Consider the following 15,308-nt stretch of genomic DNA (forward strand, 5'->3'; position numbering starts at 1 on the left):
AGGAACATCTAATGGATTACTTGTCGAAATAAAAGGAGTCGAACCTCTTTTGCTTTGCACCCTACCCCGGGATTTCTTTTCAGTATGTGTGTGTGAACTTCTTATTCTGTAAGCGGCTGCAAATATACAACGCTTTTTCTTTAACCGCCAAACTTATTTTTAAGTTTTTTTGATCTTGTTTCTTCCGAAATTTAAACCAAATCAGCAATCAAATCAACATCTTTAAGAACGTCGCCTTCATCTCAAAGCGGCTGCAAATATACAACGCTTTTTCAACAAACAGCAAAATTATTTTGAAAATAAATATATTCCGAATAATAAAAAAACGGGTTACAAAAATACAACCTTTTTTTGATTCAAAACAAATCTAATTTCACAAAATTTAAAGAACGTATGCTTGTACGTTTCCGCCTAAGCGGCTGCAAATATAATCAGGAATTATTCCCCTACAAGGGAATCACTAAAGTTTTTACATCTAAATTCAACAACCTATTACATAGCTTTGATTTTTAAATATTTAACTCCTGAATTAATTTCAATAAAGCATCCCCTTATAGTGACACATTTCCCATTTCATCAGTAATTGATCCTTTTTGTCCTTAAATAAAATTATGAGCAAACTGTTTTAGGGATAGGAATGATAATTTCCTTGTCACTTCCTGAGACTCCTTTATATAATATGTAAAACCTCACTTTTATCATACCATCAGCTAAAAACCCCTTATAAATCCAAAATACAGCCTGAATAGCCTGCCCACTTGCCTTGAAGGCTGCGAAACATTAAGAATAAGATTTCTGATAATATATAAGAGTATATTGTGCAACCGCCTTTAACATCTTATCTTTGCCAAACAATTAAATGAAAGATGATAAAAATAAGCTTGCCGGATGGTACTGTTAAAGAATTTGAGAGCAATGCCACTCCTATGGAGGTTGCTAAAAGTATAAGTGAAGGTTTTGCACGAAATGTAATTTCGGCTAAATTCAATGATGCCATTGTTGAAACAACCACACCCCTTAATACAGATGGCAGCTTAATATTATATACCTGGAATGATAAAGAGGGTAAAAAAGCATTCTGGCATTCTTCTTCCCATGTGATGGCTCAGGCCATTGAGGAATTGTATCCAGGATCCAAACTCACTATAGGACCTGCTATTGAAAATGGCTTTTATTATGATATTGATTTTGGGGAACAGAAAATCTCTGAAAACGATTTCAAAAAGATTGAAGATAAAATGTTGGAGATTGCACGGGGGAAACACGATTTTAAAATGCGTGCCGCATCAAAAGAGAATGCCCTGGAATTTTATAAAAAACAGAACAACCCATTTAAAGTAGAACTTATTGAAAATCTGGAGGATGGGACGATCACTTTTTGCGACCATGACACTTTCACCGATTTATGCCGTGGGGGTCACATTCCAAACACCGGGATTATAAAAGCTATCAAATTAACAAGCGCTGCCGGCGCCTATTGGCGTGGAGATGAAAAAAACCCTCAGTTAACCAGATTGTACGGCATTTCTTTTCCAAAACAAAAGGACCTCAAAGAATACCTGGAACTTTTGGAAGAAGCAAAGAAACGGGATCACAGAAAACTGGGAAAAGAACTGGAGCTTTTCACTTTTTCCTCAAAAGTTGGTCAGGGGCTACCACTTTGGTTACCAAAAGGAGCAGCACTACGGGAGCGACTTGAAAATTTCCTGAAAAAAGCACAAAAAACAGCCGGATACGAAATGGTGATCACTCCACATATAGGTCAAAAGGAACTTTATGTAACTTCGGGACATTATGAGAAGTATGGGGCAGATAGCTTTCAGGCCATTAAAACACCTCATGAGGGCGAAGAGTTTTTGCTGAAACCAATGAACTGTCCACATCACTGCGAAATTTATAATGCATCTCCATGGAGTTACCGGGATTTGCCGAAACGTTTTGCTGAATTTGGAACGGTCTACCGATATGAGCAAAGCGGAGAACTTCACGGACTAACCCGGGTTCGCGGGTTCACCCAGGATGATGCACATATTTTTTGTACTCCGGATCAATTGGATTCTGAATTCAAAAAAGTTATAGATCTTACTTTATATGTATTTGAATCCTTGGGATTTGATGATTTTACCGCACAGGTTTCCCTAAGGGATCCTAACAATAAGGAGAAGTATATAGGGAATGACGAAGTATGGGATAAAGCAGAACGTGCCATAATTTCAGCCGCCGATGAAAAAGGACTTGATTATGTTGTTGAAACCGGGGAAGCTGCCTTTTATGGACCAAAACTGGATTTTATGGTAAAAGATGCACTTGGCAGAAGCTGGCAACTTGGCACAATCCAGGTAGATTATAATTTACCAGAAAGATTTGACCTTACATATAAAGGAAGTGACAATGAAATGCACCGGCCTGTAATGATTCACCGTGCTCCTTTTGGCAGCATGGAACGCTTTATTGCAGTACTTTTAGAGAATACAGGGGGTAATTTCCCACTCTGGTTAATGCCTGAACAGGCTATTATACTCTCTCTCAGCGAGAAATATGAAAAATACTCACAAAAAGTTTTAACTTTGCTGGAAAATAACGAAATTCGCGCCCTGGCGAATCACCGAAATGATACCATTGGTAAAAAGATTCGGGATGCTGAAATGAGTAAAATCCCATATATGTTAATCGTAGGGGAACAGGAAGCAGAAGATGGTACAGTTTCTGTACGAAAACACGGGGAAGGCGATATAGGTGTAATGACTGTTGAAGCCTTTTCAGAATTGATAAACAACGAGATAAAAATGACGCTAAAAGCGTTTAAAGTTTAATTAAAAATATATAGCCATAGCAATACGAAGAAAAAGATCGAAGCGACCGCTTAGAGAGATTAAAGAAGACCAACACCGCATCAACGCTAAAATTAGGGCTGATGAAGTTAGGCTTGTAGGTGATAATGTTGAGATGGGGGTTTATCCTACCAGAAAAGCATTAGAAATCGCAGAAGAACAGGGATTGGATCTTGTTGAAATTTCTCCGAATGCCGCCCCACCTGTAGCCAAAGTAATGGACTACAAAAAGTTCCTTTATGAGCAGAAAAAAAGGGAAAAAGAATTAAAGGCTAAAGCCAGTAAAGTTGTGGTGAAGGAAATTCGATTTGGCCCTCAAACCGATGATCACGATTATGACTTTAAAAAGAAGAATGCAGAGAAATTCTTAAAGGATGGTGCCAAGTTAAAGGCATTTGTGTTTTTCAAAGGACGCTCCATTGTTTTTAAAGAGCAAGGTCAAATTTTACTGCTGCGACTAGCTCAGGATTTAGAAGAAATCGGCAAGGTGGAACAAATGCCAAAACTGGAAGGTAAAAGAATGACCATGTTCATATCTCCAAGAAAAAGTAAATAAGAACGTTAATTATAAAATCACAAGAGCATGCCTAAAATGAAAACGAAATCCAGTGCCAAGAAGCGTTTCAAGCTTACGGGTACCGGTAAAATTAAGAGGAAGCACGCTTACAAAAGCCACATCTTAACAAAGAAGTCGAAAAAACGTAAGTTAGCTTTAACGCACAGTACTTTGGTACATGATGCAGATAAAAGCAATATCAAACTTCAATTGCGTTTAAAATAAACCAATTGAACCTTTGATGGTTTAAACAATTTAAAAACCCTGGAGTTAGGCAAATAGATTTAATTATAATCTAGTATAACAAGAGTCAATTTGACCGCCTACTACAAAAAAATGTAAAAAATATGCCAAGATCAGTAAATTCAGTTGCCAAAAGAGCCAGAAGAAAAAAGGTTTTAAAGCAAGCAAAAGGTTACTTTGGACGTCGTAAAAACGTTTGGACAGTAGCAAAAAACGCGGTGGACAAAGCGATGTTATACGCTTACAGAGACAGAAAAACCAAGAAAAGAAATTTCCGTTCTCTTTGGATTACCCGTATTAATGCAGGTGCCAGATTACACGGAATGTCTTATTCTCAATTTATGGGTAAAGTAAAAGGTGCAAATATCGATTTGAACAGAAAAGTTTTAGCCGATTTAGCTATGAACCACCCAGATGCGTTTAAAGCTGTAGTTGAAAAAGTAAAATAATTTAAATACAAGATTAACGTTCTTATTAAAAATCCTGCTTGAAAAAGCGGGATTTTTCTTTGCATAAATCTAATTTCCTTCCTCAAGTTCACGAGCTTTGCCTGGGAAATAAAATTCAGAATTTCGACGGAAACACGCCCGAGCGGGACGAATTAGAATTAGTGATTTAAAACACGGGTAGGAATTACTATCAGATTTTATTCTTCAAATAAGATTTCAGGCACTTTACGTGTCTAAGTTTTTTGCTTTTTCTTCTTCGCGGCAGGGAACAGAACATTGTTCAGTATTAAACGGTAACCAGGGGAATTTGGATGAAGTTCCAGTTCGGTTTTAGGGTCTCCTACCCTATGCTGATAATCCTCGGGATCGTGCCCTCCATAAAAGGTAAAAAACCCTCTCCCTTTTATTCCATGAATATAACGCGCTTCACTGTTAAACTTATTTTCACCAAGCACTAAAACCGTTGGTTTGAGTGTAGCTGGATCAAAGGCTGTAGTTTGTCCCATAAATCCTTTTACCAGAACCGTATGATTTTGATTGAGCATTGTTGGAATTGGATCCCATTTTGCTGAAAATTCCATCAGTGTAAAGTAATCACTTTCAAAAGGTATCCTGCGCTTCTCGGTCATATCAATAGAAGAAAATTCATATACCATAGGACTTCGTTCCAGGGTGAAATCTGTAAATGCAAAAGTTTTATCAAAATCGATCTTAGATTGATAGCCCGGCTCACTGGGGTCTCCATCAAACATCGGTTCTGCAATGTCCACCCCCTCTGCGGCAAGTGCTATATCAAAACTATCGGTAGCACTGCACATAGCGAACATAAATCCACCTCCAACCACATAATTCCTGACCTTAAGTGCCACTGCCAGTTTTTCTTCTGAAACTTTATTAAACCCGAGTTTTGAAGCGAGCGCTTCCGCTTCGGCCTTTTCCTGAATGTACCAGGGAGTAGTCCTGTAATTCCTGTAAAATTTACCGTACTGCCCGGTAAAATCCTCGTGATGCAAATGCAACCAGTCATATAGCAGCAATGCATCTCCCAGCACCTCCGTATCATAAATAGTTTCGTAAGGGATTTCAGCATAGGTTAAAACCATAGTGACCGCATCGTCCCATGGCTTATTTCCCTGCGGAGCATAAACCGCAATTTTAGGTGCTTTTTCAAGTACTACCGCATCCATATTCCTTGATGGAATCTGAATTTCTTCCAGAATACCTTCTGCTTTTCCATTGCTTAATACTTCAAAAGAAACCCCTCTAATTTGGCACTCCCTTCTTAAAGCTTCTGTATCTGAAATCAAAAAAGAACCTCCGCGATAATTCAGAAGCCATTGGACATTAAGATTGTTTTCCAGGGCGTAATAAGTAATTCCATAAGCCTTTAAATGATTGGTCTGCCCTTTGGCATCCATTGGTATTAGAATTACAGAAGCCTGAAACTGAAAAGTTCCTGCAAACAAAAAGAGCATAAAGACCATCGTCCTTACACTCTTTTTATATTTTGTATCGATAAATTTTCTGAAGTTTTCTAACTTATTATCTGCATCCCCAAGTGTTTCCTCAAAAAAGGAAAATGTAGTGTTTGTTTTTACATTTTTAAAAAGGTACGTCATTATCATCATTGTCAAGATCATTGTTCATCGAGCTTCCAAAAGCTTCATCTGCACTTGGATTAGGCAAATTTGGAGTCTTGAAAGAATCGTCATTTGCGGCCTCGTTCATCTTTGAGTGAAATTCAAAAGGGGAATCAAAGTCATCTAAATTATCAAATTTACCTAAATGACCAACAAATTTAAGACGAATACTTTCCAAACCACCATTACGGTGTTTTGCCACAATAAATTCCCCTTGCCCTTCAGTAGGAGAACGCTCTTCATCATCCCATTCGTCTATTTTATAATATTCCGGCCTGTAAATAAATGAAACTATATCGGCATCCTGCTCTATCGCTCCAGATTCCCTTAAATCACTCAATAAAGGACGCTTGCTTCCTCCCCTGGTTTCTACTGCCCGGGACAATTGCGAAAGTGCGATTACCGGTATGGCCAATTCTTTTGCAAGCGCTTTTAAGTTACGGGAAATTGTTGAAATTTCCTGTTCCCTGTTCCCTCCTTTTACAGAGCTTCCGGCTGTCATCAATTGCAAATAATCTACCACTATAAGTTTTATTCCGTGTTGAGAGGATAAACGTCTTGCTTTTGCCCTTAGATCAAAAATGGATAAGGAAGGGGTATCATCGATGAATAAAGGAGCCTTTTCAAGATCTTTCACCTTCACATTTAATTGCTCCCACTCATGGGTTTTAAGATCACCCGTTCTTAATTTTTCTGAAGACAGCCCGGTTTCTGAAGAGATTAACCTCGTGATTAACTGCACAGCAGACATCTCAAGAGAGAAAAAAGCAACAGGTATATTGTGGCCAACTGCCATATTTCTGGCCATAGACAAGGTTAAGGCCGTTTTTCCCATCCCCGGACGGGCTGCAATAATCACCAAATCACTTGGTTGCCATCCGGAAGTTAGTTTATCCAGTTTATCAAAACCGGAAGGAACCCCACTTAAACCTTCTTTATTGGAAATTTCCTGGATCCGGATTTTCGCCTGGATCACCAAACTATGTGCAGTCTCTGTAGATCGCTTTATATTCCCCTGGGTTACCTCGTATAATTTAGATTCAGCCTTATCCAAAAGATCAAAAACATCGGTTGACTCGTCGTAGGATTCTTCGATAATTTCAGTTGAAATTTTTATCAGGCTTCGTTGAATAAATTTCTGCAGAATGATACGGGCATGGAATTCAATATGTGCCGAAGAGGCTACTTTTTGGGTGAGTTGGACAAGGTAATATTCCCCTCCCACCTTATCGAGTTTCCCCTCTTTCCGAAGTTGATTTGAAACAGTTAATAAGTCAATTGCCTCGGTATTATCAAACAGGGTGCGTATGGCTTCGTAGATGTGTTTATGCGCTGTTTTGTAAAAAGCATCTGGCTGAAGGATATCGATAATTTCATCGACCCCCTTTTTATCGATCATCATAGCCCCAAGTACAACTTCCTCTAAATCAACCGCTTGTGGCGGTATTTTTCCTTTTTCAAGATTGATAACATTATTAGAACTATATTTTAGATTTTGGGGGGCTGTAACTTTTTCCATAGTACGAAAGTAAAGAATTCCTGTTGAAAGCTTTTTCAACTTAATGAACAAGTCATGAACAATTCACTTGTTGATAAGTTGATTTTTTTGTTGATAAGGCCAAAAAAATCCGAAGTTCACACCCCGGATATTTTTTAAATGATGCTATACCTTGATTTAGGATTTATAAACTCCCATGTCAAGGTATTTATCTATTCTCTTATTCACCAATTCTGTTGGTGATAAGTTTTTAAATTCATCATAAGAAGAAATAATCGCTTTTTTTACAGCTTCAAAAGTTTCCTCTCTATTGCTATGTGCTCCGCCTATAGGTTCTTTGACTATTTCGTCTATTAATTTCTGTTTTTTCATGTCCTTGGCAGTCAGTTTCAATGCTTCTGCAGCAATCTCTTTATATTCCCAACTTCTCCATAAAATAGAAGAGCAGGATTCAGGAGAAATTACAGAATACCAGGTGTTTTCCAACATAAGGACCTTATCTCCTACCCCTATTCCAAGGGCTCCACCACTGGCACCCTCACCTATAATTACTACAATTATTGGCACTTTAAGACGTGTCATTTCCATAATATTCCTTGCTATGGCTTCCCCTTGTCCCCGTTCCTCTGCTTCCAGGCCTGGATAAGCACCGGGTGTGTCTACAAGAGTAACAACAGGAACCCCGAATTTTTCAGCAGACTTCATAAGTCTTAAGGCTTTGCGATACCCTTCAGGATTTGCCATTCCAAAATTGCGGTATTGCCTGGTTTTGGTATTAAAACCTTTTTGCTGTCCAATTAGCATAAAGCTTTGATCTCCTATTTTTCCCAAACCACCTATCATGGCCTTATCATCCTTCACCGTTCGATCTCCGTGCAGTTCTAAAAATGTATTTCCACAAATAGCGTTGATATAATCCAGAGTATAGGGCCTGTTTGGATGACGGGAAAGTTGAACACGCTGCCAGGCTGTAAGATCCTTATAGATTTTCTTTTTGGTCTCTGCCAATTTCTTTTCTATTTGTTTACAGGTAGCCGTTACATCAACTTTGCTTTCGGAACCTATATTACAGGCTTTCTGGTACTGTTCTTCCAACTCTTTAATGGGTAATTCAAAATCTAAATATTCCATATGAAGGTGCCGTATTTTTATTAGCCTACAAATATAACAAACTTTAAAAGGAAGAGTTCCTAAGAAAACTTATTAATTTTCCGTTTTGTTTTGAGATATCCGTTAAGGATAACGGTTGTAAGGATTATTGCCGCACCATAGTAAAACTGCGGATTCATTTGTTCTTTATTTCCGAAGATTAAAAATGCCAGTATAATACCGTAAACCGGTTCCAGATTTATAGTAAGCATGATTGTATATGGGCTAAGATGTTTCATCACAGCCACAGAAGCGATAAAAGCATAGGCCGTACAAATGGAAGCCAGTATTAACAGATACATCCAGTCCTGGGAGGAGAGCTTAAAAAACCCCGGTCCAAACCCAGCAGTTCCTTCACTTATCCAGGTCATTATTAAAAGATAAACGCCTATGGCTACCGCCCCGGTAGTTAATTCATAAAATGAAATTACCGATGGCGCATTGTATTTTATTAATTTTCCATTGATCATGGTGAATACAGCTCCCATAAATGCCGAAATCAAAGCAAGCACAATCCCTAAAAAGTATTCGGTTTCCACCTTAAAAATAATGTATAGCCCGAGAATAACGATTAATCCAAAAATTATCTCGTAGCCAACAAATTTTCTTTTGTAGAATATAGGCTCTAAAATAGAAGTGAAAAATGCACCTGTAGAAAGCAAAGCCAATGTAATTGACACATTAGAAACTTTAATGGCTCCAAAGAAAGTTAACCAGTGTAAAGCGATTACCAATCCGGCAATTATGAGTACCATCAATTGCCTTGGAGTAACTTTAAGGTCCTTCTTTTTCCATTTTATCCATATAAGAATAAATCCACTGGCAAGAAGCATTCTATACCAAACCAGCGGTACCGCGTCCAAAGATATGAGTGCGCCAAGAACGGCGGTAAAGCCCCATATAAATACGATTAAATGAAAATGCAGATAACTTTTAAGCTTATCGTTTAGCATTAAACAGAAGATAAACAGCCAGAATCCCAAAAGTAATATTGGGAAGCCAAACTGCGAGAAGTGGCGAAAACGTGGATTGTTCGGCAATAGTACCAAACACTTTATCAAAGAAAATGAAAACAAAAGCAAGAGAAATTCCCAGTGCCAGGCTAACCCCCATTCCTCCGCGGCGTTTAACCGATGAAACAGCTACGGCAATAATAGTGAGTATAAAGGCAGAAACGGGTAAACTCCAGCGTTTGTAAGCCACAACCAAATAACGGTTTAAATTGGCAGACCCCCTGCGCCTTTCCTGTTCAATAAAGGTGTTTAATTCATTATAATTCAATGTTTCTGCGATATAATTTACCGGGGTAAGCGCATCAAATTCGAAAGGTAAAACCGTATCAAGCTGCCGGTAGTGAAAAATCTCATCCCCATTTTCCCCTATGATCCTTTTATCCACATTGGATAAATTATAGATGCTGTCCTCTTCATTATACTGAAGTCGGGAAGCACTAAGCTTAAAGATCATTTTATTTCCTTCAAAATGTTCCAGGGTAAAATTCCTTGCGACCTTTGTTTTTGGCTGAAAATTGCTGGCATAAATATATTCCGAATCATTTATTTGCCTGTAGACATCGATTGTTTCCTGAACTTCAGTTCCCTTTTTTAAATATTCATATTTAAATTCATTAAAACCTTTACTCGCTTTAGGTGCCATGTACATACTAAGAACCAGTGCTCCCAAGCAAACAATGGTAGCGCCTATAAGGTATGGCCTCAAAAACCGCCAATAGGAAACTCCACTACTCAAAAATGCAACTATTTCCGTATTATTGGCCAGTTTAGAGGTAAACCAGATTACAGAAAGAAACAGGAATAATGGAAAAAGAAGATTTGCAAAATAAATGGTGAAATCCCAATAATATAAAGCTACTTCCATAAATGGAACCTCGTTATCCAGAATCTTTCCAATTTTTTCAGCAAGATTTACGGTTATGCCTATCGGTATAAACAGCACAAGCATCAGGAAAAATGTTCCTAAATATCGTTTTAATATGTACCAGTCAAATATTTTCAAATTTACAGGCGCTTATCCATTTGCTTTACCATCATATTTTTCCAGGAAGAAAAATCACCAGCTAAGATATGTTTTCTGGCTTCACGAACCAACCACAGGTAAAAACCAAGATTGTGAATAGTTGCAATTTGTTTGCCCAGCATTTCATTCACCGTAAAAAGATGACGTAAATAAGCTTTGCTATATTCTGTATCTACCCAGGTAATGTCCATATCATCTATTTGAGAAAAGTCGTCGTGCCATTTTTTATTCTTGATATTGATAGTCCCGTGAGCTGTAAATAGCATTCCGTTCCTTGCATTCCTCGTGGGCATCACACAATCAAACATATCAATTCCCAATGCGATATTTTCCAATATATTGATTGGTGTTCCAACTCCCATTAAATATCTTGGTTTATCCTCCGGAAGGATCTCCGTCACCACTTCGGTCATCGCATACATTTCATCTGCAGGTTCCCCTACTGAAAGGCCTCCAATCGCGTTTCCTTCAGCCCCAACGGAAGCGATATATTCTGCAGATTGTTTCCGAAGATCTTTATAGGTACTTCCCTGAACTATTGGAAAAAAGGACTGTGTATAATCGTATTGGTACGGTGTTTTATCCAGGTGAGAAATACATCGGTCCAACCATCGATGTGTCATGTGCATAGATCTTTTTGCATATCGATAATCACAAGGGTACGGAGTACATTCATCAAAGGCCATAATAATATCTGCCCCAATAACCCGCTGAATTTCCATTACATTTTCAGGGGTGAAGGTATGAAAGGAACCATCTATATGCGATTTAAATTTCACTCCTTCTTCCTTGATCTTCCGGTTATCGGAAAGAGAATATACCTGGTAGCCTCCGCTATCGGTAAGTATATTCCTGTCCCAGTTAATAAATTTATGAAGTCCGCCGGCCTTTTTCAAAATCTCGGTATTAGGCCTTAAATAAAGGTGATAAGTATTTCCCAGGATTACATCTGGATTAATCTCTTCTTTTAATTCTTTTTGATGAACGCCTTTCACAGATCCCACCGTACCCACAGGCATAAAAATGGGAGTTTCAATAACGCCGTGATCTGTGGTAAGTTTTCCTGCCCGTGCTTTACTACCGGGATCGGTAGTTAAAAGTTCAAAATTCATAGTATGATTTAAGTAGCGGCAAAGATACTTAACTAAACCACAATTAAAAGTCCGCTAAAATTAAAAATTGTTAGTTAAATATCTCATTTCGTTGATAAACGGTTAATTCCGGCTTTGACATCAGTATATAAAAACTTATTTTTGCAACATTCAAAAAATTAACAACATAACAATGCCAGACACACAACAATTAGAGAATTTCGTTACCCAGGTAAGACGAGACATCGTAAGACAGGTCCACAAAGTGAATTCCGGTCATCCTGGAGGTTCATTAGGCTGTGCCGAGTTTTTTGCAGCGCTTTATCAGGAGGTTATGGAACACAACAACGATTTTAGTATGGATGGAATAGGTGAAGACCTTTTCTTTTTATCAAATGGTCATATTTCCCCTGTTTTTTACAGTGTACTGGCTAGAAGCGGTTATTTTCCGATAGAAGAACTCAATACATTTCGCCTTATAAATTCCCGCTTACAAGGTCATCCTACAACCCACGAAGGATTGCCCGGAATTCGTATCGCATCCGGTTCTTTGGGCCAGGGCATGAGTGTGGCGATTGGTGCCGCTGAAGCTAAAAAACTGAATAAGGATTCTCATCTTGTTTATACGCTTCACGGGGATGGAGAATTACAGGAAGGACAAAACTGGGAAGCTATTATGTATGCTTCAGCAAAAAAGGTGGACAATTTGATCTCTACCATAGATTTAAACGGACAACAAATCGACGGATCTACAGAACAGGTTTTGCCAATGGGCAACCTGAAAGCAAAATTCCAGGCGTTTGGCTGGGACGTTGTGGAGATAAAAGAAGGCAATAACCTCACTGAGGTGTTAGATGGATTGAAAGAAGCAAAAAGTCGTACCGGAAAAGGAAAACCGGTGTGTGTTTTAATGACCACGGTAATGGGACATGGAGTAGATTTTATGATGCACACCCATAAATGGCACGGTGTAGCTCCAAATGATGAGCAATTGAAAGAAGCACTTTCACAAAACCCGGAAACCTTAGGGGATTATTAAATAGAATTGAGATAGTAGATCGATTAACAAGAACAAAGGATTCTTGGTCAATTCGAATTCCTTGATGAAATCATAAATAAAAAATTACAATGAAAAAATATACAAATACAGGAAATAAAGATACCCGTTCAGGCTTTGGAGAGGGATTGGCAGAACTTGGAAAAACCAATGAAAATGTTGTAGCCCTTTGTGCCGATCTTACCGGATCTTTAAAAATGGACGAATTTAAAAAAAATCATCCCGAGCGTTTTTTCCAGATTGGAATTGCCGAGGCAAATATGATTGGAATTGCAGCCGGAATGACCATAGGCGGAAAAATCCCTTTCACCGGGACTTTTGCAAATTTCTCTACGGGAAGAGTGTATGACCAAATCCGTCAGAGTGTAGCATATTCAGATAAAAATGTAAAGATATGTGCTTCTCACGCAGGTCTTACTTTAGGTGAAGATGGGGCAACACACCAAATCCTGGAAGACATAGGATTGATGAAGATGTTACCTGGAATGACCGTTATCAACACCTGTGATTTCAATCAAACCAAAGCGGCAACCATTGCAATTGCAGAGCATCACGGACCTGTTTATTTAAGATTTGGAAGACCAAAAGTGGCAAATTTCACCGCTGCAGATCAGAAATTCGAAATTGGGAAAGCGGTAAATTTAACCAAAGGTAAAGACGTTACCATTATTGCAACCGGACATTTGGTTTGGGAAGCTTTACAGGCTGCAGAACAACTGGAGGAAAAAGGCATAAGCGCTGAAGTGATCAACATTCATACAATTAAACCATTGGATGAAGCGGCAATTTTACAATCGGTTAAAAAAACCGGATGTGTGGTTACCGCTGAAGAACACAACTTCCTTGGTGGCCTTGGGGAAAGCGTCGCCCGAACATTAACGATGAATCATCCAACTCCTCAGGAATTTGTGGCAACACAGGATACTTTTGGAGAAAGCGGTACTCCGGAACTATTGATGGAAAAATATGGACTCAATGCCGAAGCGATTGTAAAGGCTTCGGAAAAAGTGATAGGCCGAAAATAAAATCAGGAAAAAATCATATACTCAAACCCTTCAAACTCAGTGTTTGAAGGGTTTTTGATTTTTTATTCAGAATAAATGGCACATTAACTGCGTTATAAACAGCAAACATAAACATGACACTTATGAAAAAAATGATTTTAGCAGCCCTCATTTTATTTGGAGGTACGGCAATTGCACAATCTACTTATGGGATAAAAGGAGGATTAAATTATGGCGCCACAGGAGAATACGAGAATTACTCTCAGGCAGCAGGAGAAGCCTCTTCCATTGAGGATGGTAATAATAAAACCGGATATCACCTGGGAATCTTCGGAAAACTGGAATTCTTAGGAATTTTCCTTCAGCCAGAATTGGTTTACACCAACCTAAACACAGAATATAATACTTTCAATTATAAAATTGAAAAAATAGATGCTCCCATCCTGCTGGGAATAAATCTTATAGGACCTATAAATATCAAAGCCGGTCCTTCCTTTCAATACATATTGGACAACAAGTTGGAAAACGCTTCCTTTGAAATATCCGAGGTAGAAAATGAAATCTCGATGGGATATCAATTAGGAGCTGGAATAAACTTAGGCAGAATAGGAGTTGACCTTAGATATGAAGGAGCTTTTAAAGAAAATAATGCTTTTGGGGATACAGCGGCAGATAATAATTTCAGAATAGATTCCCGACCTTCTCAATGGATTTTAGGTGTTTCTTATAATTTGAAGTAACCTAACCGATTAAATTCATAAAAAATGCCGCGAACTTCGCGGCATTTTTTGTGTTTCAAAAATTCTGGTATACTGTCTAAAAGGTATCCGGATCCAGATAATCCGGAATTCCATTTCCGCTGGTATCTGGAAATTCAATACTTCCGTCCTCATTAATAATAATTTCATCCCTTGTAAGGCTTCCATCGCCATCATCATCGTTATCCAGATAATCGGGAATAGTATTCCCATCAGAATCATCATTGCTTAAAATTCCATCTCCATCAATATCCTCCATATAAGAAGGGATTCCATCTCCATCGTGATCAGCCTCATTTACCCTGTATAACTGAAAACTAAAAATAAGCGGGCTGTAAGCAGGAATTGTTGTTGTACCACTGGCGAAGTATGCAAGGCCTGAAGGCACAAAAACAGCTCCTATTCCAAAATCGTTACTCCAGGAAACCGTATTATCAGCGTTCACCGTAAATCCAGAAGCTTCTCCAAATTGGGTTAATGCTCGTGTTAGTCCCTTTACTGCAATTCCGGGGTTGTCTTGTGTCAAGGTACCCGGGTGATCGAACCATACAGGGTTTACTGTATTATCAAAAACGGTTCTGTTCAATAATTCCCCCTTATAATTTTGAAAGGTAGAATCTGCAAAGGTAGGGTGCGCCCCTACTCCTTCCCGAATTTTTAAAATATAAATAGTATAATCTACTTCATTCCTGGTAACAATTTCTGAAGACAATAAATTTGATTCCATTAATGGAGTTCTATCAGAATTCTCTTCGGAAATAGTATCAAACCTGATTTTGTAATCAAAGCTTTCTGAAGGATTGTCAAAATCCTTCTTGTTATAATAATGTGTTTTTAAATAAGAAATAATGGCTTCATCATCTGCAATAGCCTGTTCTCCCTGATCTCTTGGAGGAATCTGTACCCGTTCGTTTTCATCATCACTTTTGCAGGCTATAAAAAATGTGCTTAACAGCACACTTATAATTAACAATCTGGTCAATCTCATACTTAAT

14 protein-coding genes are annotated in these 15,308 nt (G+C 38.4%); 7 read left to right on the forward strand and 7 right to left on the reverse strand.

Going from position 1 to position 15,308, the window contains the following annotated elements; genetic code table 11:
• The first annotated feature begins 866 nt into the window (after window positions 1–866).
• From thrS to rplT, 4 genes are all read left to right on the forward strand, one after another.
• Window positions 867–2,813 carry a threonine--tRNA ligase gene (gene thrS, locus ACKGJN_RS14825; RefSeq protein ID WP_409540336.1) on the forward strand — a complete coding sequence of 649 codons (1,947 nt, stop codon included), beginning with the start codon at window positions 867–869 and terminating at the stop codon, window positions 2,811–2,813.
• Between the two features lie 58 nt (window positions 2,814–2,871).
• A complete protein-coding gene (gene infC / locus ACKGJN_RS14830; protein WP_409540479.1) occupies window positions 2,872–3,387 on the forward strand; it encodes a translation initiation factor IF-3 in 516 nt (171 codons plus the stop codon).
• A 27-nt stretch (window positions 3,388–3,414) separates the two neighbouring features.
• On the forward strand, window positions 3,415–3,612 hold the full coding sequence (gene rpmI, locus ACKGJN_RS14835) for a 50S ribosomal protein L35 (RefSeq protein ID WP_409540337.1): 198 nt from the start codon (window positions 3,415–3,417) through the stop codon (window positions 3,610–3,612).
• Between the two features lie 122 nt (window positions 3,613–3,734).
• On the forward strand, window positions 3,735–4,079 hold the full coding sequence (gene rplT, locus ACKGJN_RS14840) for a 50S ribosomal protein L20 (RefSeq protein ID WP_409540338.1): 345 nt from the start codon (window positions 3,735–3,737) through the stop codon (window positions 4,077–4,079).
• 233 nt (window positions 4,080–4,312) lie between these two features.
• Here rplT and ACKGJN_RS14845 read toward each other — a convergent pair whose 3' ends face one another.
• From ACKGJN_RS14845 to tgt, 6 genes are all read right to left on the reverse strand, one after another.
• Window positions 4,313–5,563 (reverse strand): asparagine synthetase B, encoded by a 1,251-nt coding sequence (locus ACKGJN_RS14845; protein WP_409540480.1) that lies wholly within the window; start codon window positions 5,561–5,563, stop codon window positions 4,313–4,315.
• Between the two features lie 118 nt (window positions 5,564–5,681).
• Window positions 5,682–7,238 carry a replicative DNA helicase gene (gene dnaB, locus ACKGJN_RS14850; RefSeq protein ID WP_409540339.1) on the reverse strand — a complete coding sequence of 519 codons (1,557 nt, stop codon included), beginning with the start codon at window positions 7,236–7,238 and terminating at the stop codon, window positions 5,682–5,684.
• 156 nt (window positions 7,239–7,394) lie between these two features.
• Window positions 7,395–8,348, reverse strand: a complete 954-nt coding sequence (locus ACKGJN_RS14855) for an acetyl-CoA carboxylase carboxyltransferase subunit alpha (protein ID WP_409540340.1) — start codon at window positions 8,346–8,348, stop codon at window positions 7,395–7,397.
• A gap of 59 nt (window positions 8,349–8,407) precedes the next feature.
• Entirely contained in the window at window positions 8,408–9,319 is a 912-nt protein-coding gene (locus ACKGJN_RS14860; RefSeq protein WP_409540341.1) for a DMT family transporter, read from the reverse strand.
• Entirely contained in the window at window positions 9,306–10,382 is a 1,077-nt protein-coding gene (locus ACKGJN_RS14865; RefSeq protein ID WP_409540342.1) for an LptF/LptG family permease, read from the reverse strand. The genes ACKGJN_RS14860 and ACKGJN_RS14865 overlap by 14 nt, the downstream gene beginning before the upstream one ends.
• Window positions 10,383–10,384: 2 nt before the next feature.
• Complete coding sequence (tgt, locus tag ACKGJN_RS14870) at window positions 10,385–11,515, reverse strand: tRNA guanosine(34) transglycosylase Tgt (protein WP_409540343.1); 1,131 nt, start codon at window positions 11,513–11,515, stop codon at window positions 10,385–10,387.
• Between the two features lie 157 nt (window positions 11,516–11,672).
• Between tgt and ACKGJN_RS14875 the strand changes: the two genes are divergently transcribed.
• The 3 genes from ACKGJN_RS14875 to ACKGJN_RS14885 all read left to right on the forward strand — a co-directional run bounded on the left by ACKGJN_RS14875 (window position 11,673) and on the right by ACKGJN_RS14885 (window position 14,295).
• Window positions 11,673–12,533, forward strand: a complete 861-nt coding sequence (locus tag ACKGJN_RS14875; RefSeq protein ID WP_409540481.1) for a transketolase — start codon at window positions 11,673–11,675, stop codon at window positions 12,531–12,533.
• A gap of 89 nt (window positions 12,534–12,622) precedes the next feature.
• The gene (locus ACKGJN_RS14880) at window positions 12,623–13,576 is read left to right on the forward strand and encodes a transketolase family protein (RefSeq protein ID WP_409540344.1); all 954 of its coding nucleotides are present in this window, start codon (window positions 12,623–12,625) and stop codon (window positions 13,574–13,576) included.
• Between the two features lie 122 nt (window positions 13,577–13,698).
• Window positions 13,699–14,295: a porin family protein gene (locus ACKGJN_RS14885; protein WP_409540345.1), complete on the forward strand. Its 597-nt coding sequence runs from the start codon at window positions 13,699–13,701 to the stop codon at window positions 14,293–14,295.
• Window positions 14,296–14,371: 76 nt separating this feature from the next.
• On the opposite strand, the gene ACKGJN_RS14890 is transcribed toward ACKGJN_RS14885, so the two are convergent.
• Complete coding sequence (locus ACKGJN_RS14890) at window positions 14,372–15,301, reverse strand: FKBP-type peptidyl-prolyl cis-trans isomerase (RefSeq protein WP_409540346.1); 930 nt, start codon at window positions 15,299–15,301, stop codon at window positions 14,372–14,374.
• Window positions 15,302–15,308: the final 7 nt, after the last annotated feature.

This window comes from Gillisia xinjiangensis, assembly GCF_046298265.1.
GTDB lineage: Bacteria > Bacteroidota > Bacteroidia > Flavobacteriales > Flavobacteriaceae > Gillisia > Gillisia xinjiangensis.